Origin of the sequence: Arthrobacter sp. efr-133-TYG-104, from assembly GCF_030208915.1 — a bacterium.
Taxonomy (GTDB): domain Bacteria; phylum Actinomycetota; class Actinomycetes; order Actinomycetales; family Micrococcaceae; genus Arthrobacter.
On sequence record NZ_JARVTA010000019.1, the window covers coordinates 23,691 to 37,740 of the forward strand.

14 protein-coding genes are annotated in these 14,050 nt (G+C 63.2%); all 14 read left to right on the plus strand.

Annotated features, from left to right (window positions below; all coding sequences use genetic code 11):
- Positions 1 to 49 precede the first annotated feature (49 nt).
- The 14 genes from QRN04_RS14265 to QRN04_RS14330 all read left to right on the plus strand — a co-directional run bounded on the left by QRN04_RS14265 (position 50) and on the right by QRN04_RS14330 (position 13,667).
- Complete coding sequence (locus QRN04_RS14265) at positions 50 to 1,183, plus strand: Rv3626c family coenzyme F420 biosynthesis-associated protein (RefSeq protein WP_284976684.1); 1,134 nt, start codon at positions 50 to 52, stop codon at positions 1,181 to 1,183.
- 128 nt (positions 1,184 to 1,311) lie between these two features.
- A complete protein-coding gene (gene tilS / locus QRN04_RS14270) occupies positions 1,312 to 2,358 on the plus strand; it encodes a tRNA lysidine(34) synthetase TilS (protein WP_284976698.1) in 1,047 nt (348 codons plus the stop codon).
- A 31-nt stretch (positions 2,359 to 2,389) separates the two neighbouring features.
- The gene (gene hpt, locus QRN04_RS14275) at positions 2,390 to 2,941 is read left to right on the plus strand and encodes a hypoxanthine phosphoribosyltransferase (RefSeq protein WP_284976685.1); all 552 of its coding nucleotides are present in this window, start codon (positions 2,390 to 2,392) and stop codon (positions 2,939 to 2,941) included.
- A gap of 253 nt (positions 2,942 to 3,194) precedes the next feature.
- A complete protein-coding gene (gene ftsH, locus QRN04_RS14280) occupies positions 3,195 to 5,264 on the plus strand; it encodes an ATP-dependent zinc metalloprotease FtsH (RefSeq protein WP_284976686.1) in 2,070 nt (689 codons plus the stop codon).
- 9 nt (positions 5,265 to 5,273) lie between these two features.
- On the plus strand, positions 5,274 to 5,906 hold the full coding sequence (gene folE / locus QRN04_RS14285; protein WP_284976687.1) for a GTP cyclohydrolase I FolE: 633 nt from the start codon (positions 5,274 to 5,276) through the stop codon (positions 5,904 to 5,906).
- A 4-nt stretch (positions 5,907 to 5,910) separates the two neighbouring features.
- The gene (gene folP, locus QRN04_RS14290; protein WP_284976688.1) at positions 5,911 to 6,816 is read left to right on the plus strand and encodes a dihydropteroate synthase; all 906 of its coding nucleotides are present in this window, start codon (positions 5,911 to 5,913) and stop codon (positions 6,814 to 6,816) included.
- A gap of 13 nt (positions 6,817 to 6,829) precedes the next feature.
- Complete coding sequence (gene folB / locus QRN04_RS14295) at positions 6,830 to 7,192, plus strand: dihydroneopterin aldolase (protein ID WP_284976689.1); 363 nt, start codon at positions 6,830 to 6,832, stop codon at positions 7,190 to 7,192.
- Positions 7,189 to 7,728: a 2-amino-4-hydroxy-6-hydroxymethyldihydropteridine diphosphokinase gene (gene folK, locus QRN04_RS14300; protein WP_284976690.1), complete on the plus strand. Its 540-nt coding sequence runs from the start codon at positions 7,189 to 7,191 to the stop codon at positions 7,726 to 7,728. Before folB ends, folK begins: the two co-directional genes overlap by 4 nt.
- A gap of 2 nt (positions 7,729 to 7,730) precedes the next feature.
- On the plus strand, positions 7,731 to 8,252 hold the full coding sequence (locus QRN04_RS14305; protein ID WP_284976691.1) for a DUF3180 domain-containing protein: 522 nt from the start codon (positions 7,731 to 7,733) through the stop codon (positions 8,250 to 8,252).
- The gene (locus QRN04_RS14310; protein WP_284976692.1) at positions 8,233 to 8,745 is read left to right on the plus strand and encodes a PH domain-containing protein; all 513 of its coding nucleotides are present in this window, start codon (positions 8,233 to 8,235) and stop codon (positions 8,743 to 8,745) included. Before QRN04_RS14305 ends, QRN04_RS14310 begins: the two co-directional genes overlap by 20 nt.
- On the plus strand, positions 8,742 to 10,244 hold the full coding sequence (locus QRN04_RS14315; protein ID WP_284976693.1) for a PH domain-containing protein: 1,503 nt from the start codon (positions 8,742 to 8,744) through the stop codon (positions 10,242 to 10,244). Before QRN04_RS14310 ends, QRN04_RS14315 begins: the two co-directional genes overlap by 4 nt.
- Positions 10,237 to 11,145 carry a Rossmann-like and DUF2520 domain-containing protein gene (locus tag QRN04_RS14320; protein WP_284976694.1) on the plus strand — a complete coding sequence of 303 codons (909 nt, stop codon included), beginning with the start codon at positions 10,237 to 10,239 and terminating at the stop codon, positions 11,143 to 11,145. The genes QRN04_RS14315 and QRN04_RS14320 overlap by 8 nt, the downstream gene beginning before the upstream one ends.
- A gap of 3 nt (positions 11,146 to 11,148) precedes the next feature.
- The gene (gene panC / locus QRN04_RS14325; protein ID WP_284976695.1) at positions 11,149 to 12,051 is read left to right on the plus strand and encodes a pantoate--beta-alanine ligase; all 903 of its coding nucleotides are present in this window, start codon (positions 11,149 to 11,151) and stop codon (positions 12,049 to 12,051) included.
- 101 nt (positions 12,052 to 12,152) lie between these two features.
- Entirely contained in the window at positions 12,153 to 13,667 is a 1,515-nt protein-coding gene (locus QRN04_RS14330) for an MDR family MFS transporter (RefSeq protein ID WP_284976696.1), read from the plus strand.
- Positions 13,668 to 14,050 lie beyond the last annotated feature (383 nt).

Consider the following 14,050-nt stretch of genomic DNA (forward strand, 5'->3'; position numbering starts at 1 on the left):
CGGAGCGAACATTGGGCCGCCTGCCAGCCTCATGTGTTCTGATGGACCCATGGTGTCTTCTGCCCGCGATTCGTCAGCAGGGGCCCCGTCCCTGATCAATTGGGACCTGGCCGCCTCCACGGCTGCGCGCCTTGCCCCCTCGGGCCCGGAGCTGAGTGCCTCGGACATTGGCAAGGCGGTGGAAAACCTGCGCTTCAACGCAGATATTTCCGTCCCGCACGTCCATGACATCACCGGGCTCGAGGCAGCACGGGACCTCCGTGATTCGCACGTCCTGGTGGTGGACAGGGCCTCCTGGTCCAAAGCGAACACCCAGAGTTTTGCCGTCATGCTGCAGCCCGTGCTCGAGAAGATGCGGACCAGTCGCAGCGGGGTCGCCATGACTCCGGCCGCCGCCAGCGCTAGCGGTGCCATTACCGGCACCCAACTGGGGGCTGTCCTTGCCTTCCTTTCCAGCAAGGTACTGGGCCAATATGACCCCTTCGCGGCTCTTGCCCCCGAATCCAAGGTGCCCGCCGGCGGCAGGCTCTTGCTTGTTGCGCCGAACATCATCTCCGTGGAGCGGGAACTCAACGTGGACCCGGACGATTTCCGGCTCTGGGTTTGCCTCCACGAGCAAACCCACCGAGTGCAGTTCGCGGCAGCGCCGTGGCTCCGCCACCACATGCTGGAGCAGATCGAGCAGCTCAGCGGCAACCTGCTGGGCAATATGGATTCCTTGGTGGAGCGCGCCGGCGCCGTGGCCAGATCCCTCCGCGAACGCACCCCGGGGGGCGCCCCGGGAGGGAACGCAAGCGGCCGCGGAGGCATTTTGGAGTTCCTGCAGAGCCCGGAAGAAAAGGCCTCCCTGTCCCACATCACGGCCGTGATGAGCCTTCTGGAAGGCCACGCCAACGTTGTCATGGACGCAGTGGATGCCAGCATCATTCCCTCGGTGAGGACCATCCGCCAGCGCTTCAACGAACGCGGCAAGGACCGGGGCGTGGTGGAGAAGTTCATCCGCAACGTCCTCGGCCTCGATGCCAAGATGCGCCAGTACACGGACGGCGCCAAGTTTGTTCGCGGGGTTGTGTCAGTGGCCGGTATGGACGGATTCAACAGGGTCTGGGAAGGCGCCCAAAACCTGCCCACTGAAGAAGAGATCCACGACTCCAAGCTCTGGCTCGAGCGGATGGGGCTTTGAGCCTTCCTTTCGAGGACTCCGCGACGAGCCCGGGAACGCTCGGGTCACCGGAAACGCTCGGGTCACCGGGGAAAGGTCGACGGCGTCCCGGCCGTTTGGCTCCTGTACTCGGGAAAGCCCGCAAACAGCTGCAAACCGCCCTCGCGTCGGCCGGGTACCCCGAGCATGTTCTTGTAGCCTGCAGCGGCGGCCCTGATTCCTTGGCGCTCGCAGCGGTTGCTGCCTACTTCGCGCGGCGGGGCCACGTGGACGGCCATCCGGTGACCGTGGGCGGCGTCGTTGTTGATCACCAGCTGCAAGCGGGATCGGCGGAGGTCGCTGCACATACCGCGGCCGTTCTCCGCGAACTCGGTCTTGCGCCCGTGGAGGTGCGAACCGTGCACGTTGCTGCCACGGGATTCGGGCCCGAGGCCGCCGCGCGGGACGCCCGTCACGCGGCATTGGAAGCAGTTGCTGATGAACTCGGCTGCGAGGCGATCCTGTTGGGCCACACCCTCGATGACCAAGCGGAACAGGTGTTGCTCGGCCTGGCGCGGGGTTCGGGAACACGTTCGCTGGCCGGCATGCGGCCGGCGCGTGGCCGCCTGATCCGCCCGTTCCTCGGATTGCGCCGCAACGAGACGCTTGAAATCTGCGCGGTGGAGGACCTGGGCCCGTGGCATGATCCGAGCAATTCCGATCCTGCGTACGCCAGGTCCCGCACCCGCGTGGAGGTGATGCCTGTGCTCGAGGAGAAGCTCGGCCCAGGTGTGGCGGAGTCCTTGGCCCGCACTGCGTCAATCCTTCAGCAAGATGCGGATTTCCTCGAGGCACTGGCCAAGGAGACCTATCTCTCACTCGTGCATCGGGCGGCCGGGGAAGTGTGGCTGCCTGAGGACGCCGTCCGTGAACTCCCCGCGGCGTTGCGGTTCCGCGTGATCGCCCAAGCGGCGTCCGACGTCGGCGGTCAGCAACCCGGGTACGGGCGCCTCCAAGCGGCCGAAGCGCTACTCCGCCGGCAAGGATCCGCCGGGCCCGTGGAGCTGCCGGGCCACGTCAGTGTCTATCGACTGTCCCTGAGCGATCTGGAACAGGAACGCCCGCCCTCCCAGGGCGCTTCGGCCCAAGCCGGTCCCCGCGAAGCCGCGCGCTGTGGGAAGCTAGTATTCCGGCATCAGAAACCGTCCCAACAGTAGCCGCACCCGAGCATCAAAACAGGAGCCATTGGTGGATTCAAACGACGTCCAGGCAGATCTCAAGCACGTTCTTTACACCAAAGAGCAGATCCAAACCCGCATCGCGGAGCTGGCAGCGCAAATCGACAAGGACTACGAAGGCCGTGACATCCTCCTCGTCGGCGTGCTCAAGGGTGCAGTCATGGTTATGGCTGACTTGGCGCGCGCGCTGCACAGCCACGTCAGCATGGACTGGATGGCGGTCTCCTCCTACGGATCGGGCACCCAGTCTTCGGGCGTCGTCCGGATCCTGAAGGACCTCGACACGGACCTCATGGGCAAGGACGTCCTGATCGTCGAGGACATCATCGACTCCGGGCTGACGCTCTCATGGCTCAAGTCCAACCTTGAATCCCGCGGCACGGCAAGTGTGGAAATCTGCACTGCTTTCCGTAAGCCGACGGCTGCCAAAGTGGAGATCGACGTGAAGTACGTCGGTTATGACATCCCCAACGAATTCGTGGTGGGTTATGGCCTCGACTATGCCGAAAAGTACCGCAACTTGGACTTCGTGGGCACCCTGGCACCGCACGTTTACGAGTAAAAACCCTCTTCAGCCGCCGCGCCCGTCGCCCCACGCCTATCCGTAATATCGGATGCGCGGGACGATGTAGGTGCGGCTTTGCTGTTCCGCCGGTGGCCCCGGAGCTGCCGGTGTACGCCCAGAGGGAACTTTTGCACTATCCGGTGCGTGAGTCACTGGGAACGGTGTATAGCTTGAAACAAGCAGCACCACTCGTGCGCAGAAGTTGCGCCTAGCAGCACTACCAGGAGGGACGGGGCATGCCCCCGATCAGATGAAAGCTAAGAGTTTCTTCAAGGGCCCGGGCATCTGGATTGTCGTCGTCGTTGGCTTGCTCCTGGTGGCATTCGCGACGCTCGCGCCGGGCGGATCCACCCGGATCGATACCAAGGACGGACTGGACCTCCTCGCCCAGAACGGCAAGGTGGAGCAGGCAAAGATTTACGACGCCGAGAACCGCGTTGATCTGGTCCTCAAGGACAACTTGAACCTGGACGGTCAGGACAAGGGTAAGAACGTCCAGTTCTTCTATGTCACGGACCGCGGCACGGATGTGGTCAAGGCTGTCACCAACGCCAACCCGTCCAAGGGTTTCACTGACCAGCCCGTGGAGAACAACTGGTTCTCCGGGTTGTTCTCGCTGCTCATCCCGGTGCTGCTGCTCGGAGTTCTGTTCTGGTTCCTGCTGTCCCGTATGCAGGGCGGTGGTTCCAAGGTGATGCAGTTCGGCAAGTCCAAGGCCAAGATGGTCAACAAGGACATGCCGCAAGTAACGTTCGCTGACGTTGCCGGTGCTGAAGAGGCCGTGGAGGAGCTCCAGGAAATCAAGGAATTCCTCGCTGAGCCGGCGAAGTTCCAGGCGGTCGGCGCCAAAATCCCCAAAGGCGTGCTGTTGTACGGGCCGCCAGGTACCGGTAAAACACTGCTGGCCCGCGCTGTTGCCGGCGAGGCTGGCGTTCCCTTCTTCTCCATCTCCGGCTCGGACTTCGTGGAAATGTTCGTCGGTGTTGGTGCTTCCCGCGTCCGCGACCTCTTCGAACAGGCCAAGGCCAATTCCCCGGCCATCATCTTCGTAGACGAGATCGACGCCGTCGGCCGTCACCGTGGTGCCGGCATTGGCGGTGGAAATGACGAGCGCGAGCAGACGCTGAACCAGCTCCTGGTGGAGATGGACGGCTTCGACGTGAAGACCAACGTCATCCTCATCGCGGCCACAAACCGTCCGGATGTCCTTGACCCGGCCTTGCTGCGCCCGGGCCGTTTCGACCGCCAGATCACGGTGGAAGCTCCTGACATGATCGGCCGTGAGCAGATCCTGAACGTGCACGCTAAGGGCAAGCCGATGGCTCCCGGCATCGACCTGCGTGCTGTTGCCAAGAAGACCCCCGGCTACACGGGTGCGGACCTGGCCAACGTCCTCAACGAGGCCGCGCTTCTGACAGCCCGTTCCAACGCCAACCTGATTGACGACCGCGCATTGGATGAGGCAATCGACCGCGTCATGGCCGGACCGCAGAAGCGCAGCCGCGTCATGAAGGAACTGGAGCGCAAGATTACCGCGTACCACGAAGGTGGCCACGCGTTGGTCGCTGCGGCACTGCGTAATTCCGCTCCCGTTACAAAGATCACCATCCTGCCGCGTGGCCGTGCCCTTGGCTACACCATGGTGATTCCTGAGGACGACAAGTACTCGGTGACCCGCAACGAACTTCTCGACCAAATGGCTTACGCCATGGGCGGGCGCGTAGCGGAGGAAATCGTGTTCCACGATCCTTCCACGGGTGCCTCGAATGACATTGAAAAGGCCACGTCCACGGCCCGGAAGATGGTCACACAGTACGGTATGAGCGAGCGCGTCGGTGCCGTGAAACTCGGCCAGGGCGGGGGCGAGCCGTTCCTCGGCCGCGATGCTGCCCAGGAGCGGAATTTCTCGGACCAGATCGCCTATGTGGTGGATGAGGAAGTGCGGCGCCTGATCGATCAGGCCCACGATGAGGCTTACGCCATCCTGACGGAAAACCGCGATGTCCTTGACCGCCTCGCTCTTGAACTGCTGGAACGCGAAACACTCAACCAGGCCGAGATCGCGGAGATTTTCCACGACATCCGGAAGCGCGATTTCCGCGAGATCTGGTTGTCCAAGGAGTCGCGTCCCGTTCAGTCCATCCCGCCTGTGGAGAGCCGGGCCGAGCGTGCCGCCCGCGAAGCGCAGGAGGAAGCCAAGAAGGCCCGCTTGGACGAGCCATTGGATGTTGTTGCTCCGCACGCGCAGGGCGTCAGCAGCCAGGACTCCTTCCAAGCACCGCAGCCCGACGCCGGCAACGACTCCCCGCTTCACGGCTAAGCTTCTGCTGTGACTCATTTCGACGACGACGACCTCGCCGCCGCCCACGGTTCCGCCGTGGGCTCCCATTCGGCGTACAAGGTGGACCGCCCGCGCATTGAAGCGGCGGTCCGCGAAATTTTGCTGGCCATAGGTGAGGACCCTGATCGCGGCGGCCTCCAGGACACGCCAAAACGGGTCGCCAAAGCCTACGCCGAGGTTTTCGCAGGGCTGCATCAGCACCCTGCGGATGTCCTTTCCACCACGTTCGACCTCGACCACGAAGAGCTTGTCCTCGTGAAGGACATCCCCTTCTATTCCACGTGCGAGCACCACTTGGTGCCGTTCCACGGAGTGGCGCATGTCGGTTATATTCCGTCACATGACGGCAAGGTGACCGGACTGAGCAAGCTTGCGCGGCTGGTGGATATCTATGCCCGCCGCCCGCAGGTGCAGGAACGGCTCACCACGCAGATCGTCGAGGCGCTGGTGAAGCACCTCAATCCGCGGGGGGCCATTGTCGTCGTCGAATGCGAACACATGTGCATGTCCATGCGCGGCATCCGCAAGCCTGGCGCCAAGACCGTCACCAGCGCGGTGCGCGGTCAACTCCATGACCCGGCCACCCGCGCCGAGGCCATGAGCCTCATACTCGGAAGGTAAGCAAATGGATTCCCTCGCTGCAGCACCCGGAACCGGCCCGGCCACAAACCCCCTGCCGATTCTTCGCAAGCCGCGCCCGGCGGCCAGGTTCCAGGACCTGCCGAAGGGCCGCACGCTCGTCATGGGAATCCTGAACGTCACCCCTGATTCATTCAGTGATGGTGGCAGCCACCGGACCCCGGACTCAGCCATTGCGCTGGGTTTGCGGATGTTCTACGCGGGAGCCGACATCATCGACGTCGGAGGTGAGTCCACCCGATCCGGCGCTGAGCCGGTTTCGCCAGAGGAAGAGCAGCGGCGCGTCCTGCCCGTCATTGCGGCCTTGGTGAAGGCCGGTGCCTTGGTTTCCATCGACACCATGCACACAGCCACTGCGGCGGCTGCCGTTGAGGCCGGTGCGGCGATCATCAATGACGTGTCCGGCCTGACCATGGAACCGGATATGCCGGAACTTGTGGCACGCACCAAGGTCCCTTACATCCTGACCCATCGTCGTGGCGATGCCGTGACCATGGACGGCTTGGCCGAGTACGGCAACGTGGCCGACGACGTCGTGGCGGAACTGCGTGGTGTCCGGGACAAGCTGTACGCCGCTGGCGTCGCCCCCGAACAGATCATCGTTGATCCCGGCCTGGGCTTCGCCAAGAACGAGGACCACAACTGGGAAATCCTCGCAAACCTGGACCGCTTCTTCACGCTGGGCCACCCGGTTGTTGTGGCAGCATCCCGGAAGCGCTTCCTCGGTTCGCTCCTGACTGTCGCCGGCAAGTCAGCGGCGCCACTTGAGCGCGATGCGGCGACGGCGGCAATCACCGCATTGAGCGCCGCCAAGGGCGTGTGGGCCGTCCGGGTTCACGACGTCGGCCCAAGTCTTGACGCCGTCAAAGTCGCCGCTCGCGTAGCCCGCTGATTGGGAGGCTGCTGTGGACAGGATTACCCTGACCGGTGTCACCGCCGTGGGGCACCATGGAGTGTTTGATTTCGAGCGACGTGACGGACAGCCGTTCGTCGTCGACGCCGTACTGTCCACGGACTTCGCCAAGGCTGCTGAAACAGATGATCTTCAGTACACGGCGCATTACGGCGAAGTCGCTGAGTTGATCACCAAGCACATTGAGGGCGAACCCTTGAACCTCATCGAGGGGTTGGCTGTTCGGATCGCTGACGGAATTCTGGCTAACTACCCGATGGTGGCGGCCGTGGACGTCACTGTCCACAAACCCAAGGCTCCTATCGAAGTGCCATTCGGTGATGTCACCGTCAGTGTGCACCGGGGACGCTCATGACCTCTTCCTACACCAAAGCCATCCTGGCCCTAGGCAGCAACCTGGGGGAACGCAACGACACTTTGTCCACGGCCGTCGCCGATCTTGTGGATCCGCCCGAGGTCCGTCTGCTGGGAGTTTCCCCGGTGGTGCAGACGAAGCCCGTGGGCGGTCCCGAGGGACAGCCGGACTTCCTGAACATGGTCATGGCCATTGAAACGTTGTTAACGCCGCATGAGTTGCTGAAGCACTGCCATGCAGTTGAACAGAAGCATCACCGGACCCGCGAGGTCCGCTGGGGGCCCAGGACCCTGGACGTTGACATCATCGTTTTCGGTGACGTGGTGAGCGAGGACCCTGTGCTCACGTTGCCGCATCCCCGTGCCGCTGTGCGGGCTTTCGTCCTGTACCCGTGGTCCCTGTTGGAACCCCATGCGGAATTGAACGGCCGCAGCGTTGCCGAGCTGGCCGCCGTCGCCGATGACATGCCGGACATCCGCCGCTTCGATGGCTTCGGTGACATCGCCGGCATTCCGGCCGCGGGAGCGGTGGAGTAGCGATGAAAGCTATGCGCCCTGTGGTGTTGGTGGTCATGGTCGTCATCGCCGCCCTCATTGGCTGGTTGGCCAGCACCAGCACCATCCGTTTCAGCATGCCCACTCCAGTGCTTCCAGTCTCCGCTTTGGTCACCATGGGTGTGATCGCCGGGCTCACGCTGGTCATGGGCATCCGCGTCCTGCGGTGGCGGAACGGGAAGAAGAAGCACATGCTGAACCCGATCCTTGCTGCGCGAACGTTGATTTTGGCCCAAGCCTGCGCTTACGCGGGCACCCTGCTGTTTGGTTGGCATGCCGGCATTTCCTTGGACCTCTTGGGAGTGGGGAGCCTGCGCAGCGACCAAGGCATTCTTGCCAACGCCCTGCTGACGGGCGGTGGCGGTGTGGTGATGATCATTGTTGGCGTGGTGGTTGAACGTTTCTGCCGCATCCCTCCGGAGGACTTTGAGGGCGGTACGCCGGGGCCGGACACCCGAAGGGGCGAAGCCAAGGGTGAAGGCGAGTATGCGTACCGCGGCGATTGACCCGCCCGGCGTCCAGTGGCTGAAGGTCTCACCTAAGTACGTCACAGTGCGCTTGGTTGAATGGGCCGTCGGTACCCTGTTGCTGGTTGCCATCCTGGCCCTCCCCTTGGTTTTTGTGCAGTTCGGCGGGTGGCATTGGCCGCCGTTGTGGCTTGCCATCGCCGTACCCGGGTTGGTGCTCATCGTGGCCTTGTGGCGGTTGGTGCTGATTCCACGGCAAGTCCGTGCCATCGGCTATGCCGAGCGTGACGATGACCTCCTCATCCGGCGCGGCATCTTCTTCCAGCGCACCTTGGTGGTCCCTTATGGCCGCATGCAATACGTGGACGTTGCCGTAGGCCCGGTTGAACGCGCCTTGGGGCTTTGCACTGTGAAACTCCATACCGCTGCTGCCGGTACCCACGCCCATCTACCTGGCCTCCCGACGGCGGAGGGCGCCCGGTTGCGCGAGCAGTTATCGGCCCGTGGAGAAGCCAGGCTGGCCGGACTGTGAGTTTGAAGGGTAGCCAGGCTGCGGGTTCGGCCGTGCACACGGTCGACGCCGGTTGGCACCGCGTCCATCCCGCGTCCCCGTTCGTTCGTGGTTGGGTGGGGCTGGTCGCCGTCGTATATTTCTTTGGCCGTGACGCTTTCGAGCGGATGCTGCAGGGCCGGAGCCTCGTGGACCCGCATTTCAACGCCCGGGTGCCGTGGCTCCTGGCCGGAGGCGGCGCGGTGCTGCTCCTCGCAGTCGGCGGGTTCCTCCTGAGTTGGTATTTTTACCGCTATCAAGTGGCCGAGGGGTACGTTCGGGTCAATACCGGTTTCCTCTTCAAACAACAGCGGCAGGCCCGCCTGGATCGGGTACAGGCGATAGATATCGTGCAGCCGCTCTTACCGCGCATCCTGGGTCTCGCCGAACTCAAGTTCGATGTTGCCGACGCCGGGCGGTCGGCTGTGCGCCTTTCCTATCTACCCCTGGAACAGGCCAAGCAACTGCGCGCAACCATTCTTGCCCGCGCGGCCGGAGTTGCGGGTGCGGGTGATGTCGCTGCCGCGGCACCCGAACAGCTTGTGGTGTCAGTGCCGCCGTCTCGCCTCCTGGGTTCCCTGCTGCTCAGTGAGCACACTGTGGGAATCGTCCTCGGGGCGGCAGCGTCCGTGGCATTGTCCGTGTACACGGATAATGACGCGATCCTGCTGGCCCTGATCCCGGCTTTCTTGGGCATCGGCGCTGCCTATTGGGGTTCGTTCAATAAGGGATACAACTTCAGTGCAGCGATCTCCCCGGACGGCATCCGCTTCCGGTACGGGTTGTTGGATACCCGGGCCCAGACGTTGCCACCTGGAAGGATCCAAGCCGTCAAGGTGACGCAGCCGCCCATCTGGAGGATCTTCGGATGGTATCGGATCCATGTCAACGTAGCGGGTTACGGGGGAGGCGAGCGGCACGAGCACGCAGCCCGCACCACGCTGTTGCCGGTGGGGAGGAAGGCTGAGGTCATGCGCATGCTGTCGCTCGTGTTGCCCGACCCCGGCGTTGATCAGCCTGAACGGGTGTTTTCCGCGGGCCTTGAGGGGTTGGCTCCGCGCGGCCTGACCGGACCCCTGGACGGCTTTGTCACCACTCCGCGGCGGGCCTGGTTGTTGGCTCCGTTGGGTTGGCGACGCAACGGGTTCCTGTCCACCAGAACTGCGTTACTGCTCAGGTCCGGCCGCTGGTGGCGTGCCCTCGTCATCGTCCCGCACCAGCGGACCCAATCCATGACGCTGCAGCAAGGACCCTTGGCGCGCTTGTTTGGCGTTGCCGATCTTGTCTTGCACACCACTGCGGGCCCGGTTTCGCCGCGACTGTTCCAGTCCGGCGTCGAGCAGGCTGTTGAACTCTTCGACCAGCAAGCCGCCAGCGCGCGTGAGGCCCGGCAGCACGAATCCAGGGAGCAGTTGCCGGCGCAACCCCCACCAAGCATCCAGCAGAAATCAATCCAAGAGGAGGCACACCACCATGGCTAGGCCTGGTCGACTCGGAGTAGGCATCATTGGCGCGGGCAAGGTAGGTGCCGTCCTCGGTGCTGCCCTGCGCGCTGCAGAACACGCCGTCGTCGGAGTTTCCGCAGTATCCGAGGCCAGCCGGGAGCGTGCCGAAACCCTCCTGCCAGGTGTTCCCATCCTGGAGATCCAGGAGATCGTGGAACGTTCGGAACTGGTGTTGTTGGCCGTCCCCGATGATTCCTTGGGCGAGCTGGTCAACGGGTTGGCCGCCCTGGGCGCTTGGCAACCGGGGCAACTGGTGGCGCACACCTCGGGGCGCTTCGGCGTCGGAATCCTCAATCCCGTGCGCGTGGCCGGTGCGATTCCGTTGGCGCTGCACCCCGCAATGACGTTCACGGGGATGAGCTTGGACCTGACCCGGCTGATGGACTGCACGTTCGGCGTCACGGCCGATGCCGCCATGTTGCCGATCGCCCAAGCCTTGGTTGTGGAAATGGGAGCAGAACCGGTAGCGATCGCGGAGGCCGACCGGACTCTTTACCATGCAGCCTTGGCGCACAGCTCAAACCACATGGTCACCCTGGTTGCGCAAGCATCGCAGCTGCTGCGGGAGATCGGCGTCGACGTCCCTGAGTCCCTGTTGGGTCCATTGCTGCGCGCCACGCTGGAGAACGCCCTCGCTTCCGGCGAAGCGGCCTTGACGGGACCCGTCGCGCGCGGCGATGTGGGTACCGTTTCAGCGCACGCGCAGGCGCTGAGGGAATACGACGGTGGTGCAGGCGGCGATATCTTGGCCGCTTACCAAGCCATGGCCCGCGCGACTGCCCGTAGGGCTGAAAACCGTGGGCTCCTGCGCCCGGAACAACTCACCGAGATAGGCGAGGCGTTGGAGGCCGAGCCCGACGCCCCGAAAGGAAACTGAACCATGCCCATCAAACTCGTCACCACAGCCGCTGAATTGCGTTCCGAGAGTGCGCGGCTACTGGGAGCCAAGCGGGGCAGCTCACAAGGGTTGATTCCCACCATGGGCGCCCTGCATTCAGGTCACGCGGCACTCGCCCGTACGGCCGTGGCCCAGAACGACGTCGTGGTGGCCACCATCTTTGTGAACCCCCTGCAGTTCGGGGATGCCGTCGACCTTGACCGGTATCCGCGGACCCTCGAGGCAGATATGGCTTTGCTGGACGCCGAAGGCGTGGATCTGGTCTTCGCACCGTCCGTTGATGAGATGTACCCGGGTGGCCAGCCGTTGGTCCGGGTCACCTCCGGCTCCTTGGGCGAGAAATGGGAAGGCGCCTCCCGGCCCGGCCACTTTGACGGCGCGCTCACCGTCGTCGCCAAGCTGCTGCATCTCGGGCTTCCGAGCGGTGCGGCTTTTGACGGTTCGACGCCGGCCTACCGCGCCTATTTCGGCCAGAAGGACGCCCAGCAATTGGCCCTGGTGAAACGCATGGTTGCCGACCTCAATTTCCCTGTCGAGGTTGTCCCCGTCCCGACTGTCCGCAGTGAAGACGGTTTGGCACTCTCCAGTCGCAACCGTTTCCTGTCCGACGTCGAGCGTGACGCCGCGCTGGTGTTGTCGCGGGCTTTGCGCCTCATCGAAGCGCGGGCCAATGCACACGAACCGCTCGACGTCGAGTCCGCCGTCGAGCTTGTCCGCTCCCAGCCGCTGGTGGAACTGGACTATTTCGACGTCGTCGATCCCCTGACGCTGGAGCCGCTCGCGGAGAACTGCCGGGAGACGCCGTTCCGGGGCGAAGGGCTCGCGATCATTGCCGCCAAGGTGGGTCCTGTGCGCCTGATAGATAACGCACCACTGGATTCCTAACGTTTGGGTTTGCTACTGACGGGAATGTAGCTGACGTTTAGACTGTTCCTGTCTTCACCGGCAACGATCGCCGGGCACCCACATCAACTTCAGGGACCCTCATGTCTACCGACGTCACTTCCGACGCCAACGGCAATGCCGTTTCCGGCGCTGCCAGTTCAACAACGGCAGCCGTTCCATCCAGGCCCGAGACGTCCGCTGACACAGCGCGGAAGGCTCCAGCGTCAGGAACGACGTCGGACAAGATGTCACGCGAGTCCGTGACGGTCATTGTCACTTTGTTGGTGGCCACGTTCGTGGTCATCCTGAACGAGACCATCATGAACGTCGCGCTCCAGCGGCTGATGACCGATCTGCAAGTGACTCCGTCTACCGTGCAGTGGTTGGCAACCGGCTTCATGTTGACCATGGCCGTGGTCATTCCCACCACGGGTTTCATTCTGCAGCGAATGACCACCCGGGGTGCTTTCATGCTGGCGATGGGCCTCTTCAGTGGTGGAACGCTGTTGGCTGCCCTGGCTCCGGGCTTCCTGGTACTGCTTCTTGCCCGAATCGTCCAAGCCGGTGGCACCGCCATTATGCTGCCGTTGTTGATGACCACCATCCTGACCTTGGTTCCTATGTCCAAGCGGGGTGCAGTCATGGGTAACGTGAGTATCGCCATCTCTGTGGCTCCCGCCATGGGGCCCACAGTCTCCGGCATCATCCTGGACCACTTTTCGTGGCGTTTCATGTTCGTCTTCGTGTTGCCGGTAGCGTTGGCGGCTTTCGCCATTGGTGCCAAGTACCTCACCAACGTGGGGGAGCGCGGCAAGACCACCTTGGATGTTACCTCCGTGATCCTCACCGTTCCGGCCTTTGGTGGGCTGGTCTACGGCCTGAGCCAGATTGGTGGCGCGAACGCCGGAACCGTTCCGGTTGTGGCCTTGGTAGTCGGGGTCCTTTGTTTGGCGCTGTTTATTTTCCGGCAGTTGCGGCTCCAGAAGTCGGACGCGCCGCTGTTGGATCTTCGCGCCTTTAAGTTCCGCATGTTCACAGTGTCAACGCTGCTGATGGTGGTTGCCATGATGTCCCTCTTCGGAGGCGTCATCCTGCTACCCCTCTACCTGCAAAACACCCTGCACTTGCAGCCCATGGAGACCGGACTGGCGCTGTTGCCGGGCGGCCTGGCCATGGGTTTGCTGGGTCCGGTTATCGGCCGGATTTTCGACAAGGTGGGTCCGTTGCCCTTGACCGTGTCCGGGTCCGTGTTGATGGCACTGACGCTGTGGCAGTTCTCCCGGCTGAATGAGTCGAGCGCTCTTGCTTGGGTCATCGTGCTGCACGTTGCGCTGAGCTTCGGCTTGGCCCTGCTCTTCACCCCAGCCTTCACCACCGGGCTCAACCCCCTCCCGCCGCACCTGTACTCACATGGTTCGGCGATCATCAGCACGGCGCAGCAGGTTTCGGGTGCAGCGGGAACCGCGCTCTTGGTGTCCATCTACGCTGCGGTCTCCGCGAGCTCCGGATTGGTGGCCGGCATGCAAGCGGCCTTCCTGGCTGCAACCATCGTTGCCCTTGCAGCCGTGGTGCTTGGGGCCATGATGCGCAAGACCGAGGGAACCGGCGGTCACTGAGGCTCCCTGGTGCTTGCCCTCCCACCTGCCCTGGATCTTTCGGCATGTGATGGGCTTCACTGGAAAACGTCACGGGGTATTTGGCTGCTTTGAACCCCGTATTGGGCCTGTTTGGCGCGTATTTACGGGTATTTACGGGGGTTTCCAAGGTGTTCACGTGGATTTGGTTTGGCGGCGGGGCGCGTGTAAAGTAATTCGAGTCGCCGCCGCTGATGCGGAAATATGGCGGCCAAACTCCCTTCAAATTATCAATTTAGTTAGCGCATTTTGTGTGCGTCTGATTGGTAGGGGAGGCCCGGGATCTGGTTTGCTTCATGCGGTAGATTCGGGTAAGTTTGAAAAGTTGCTCCGGAGCGATCCTGGACCCTGTGGGGTGTGGGTGG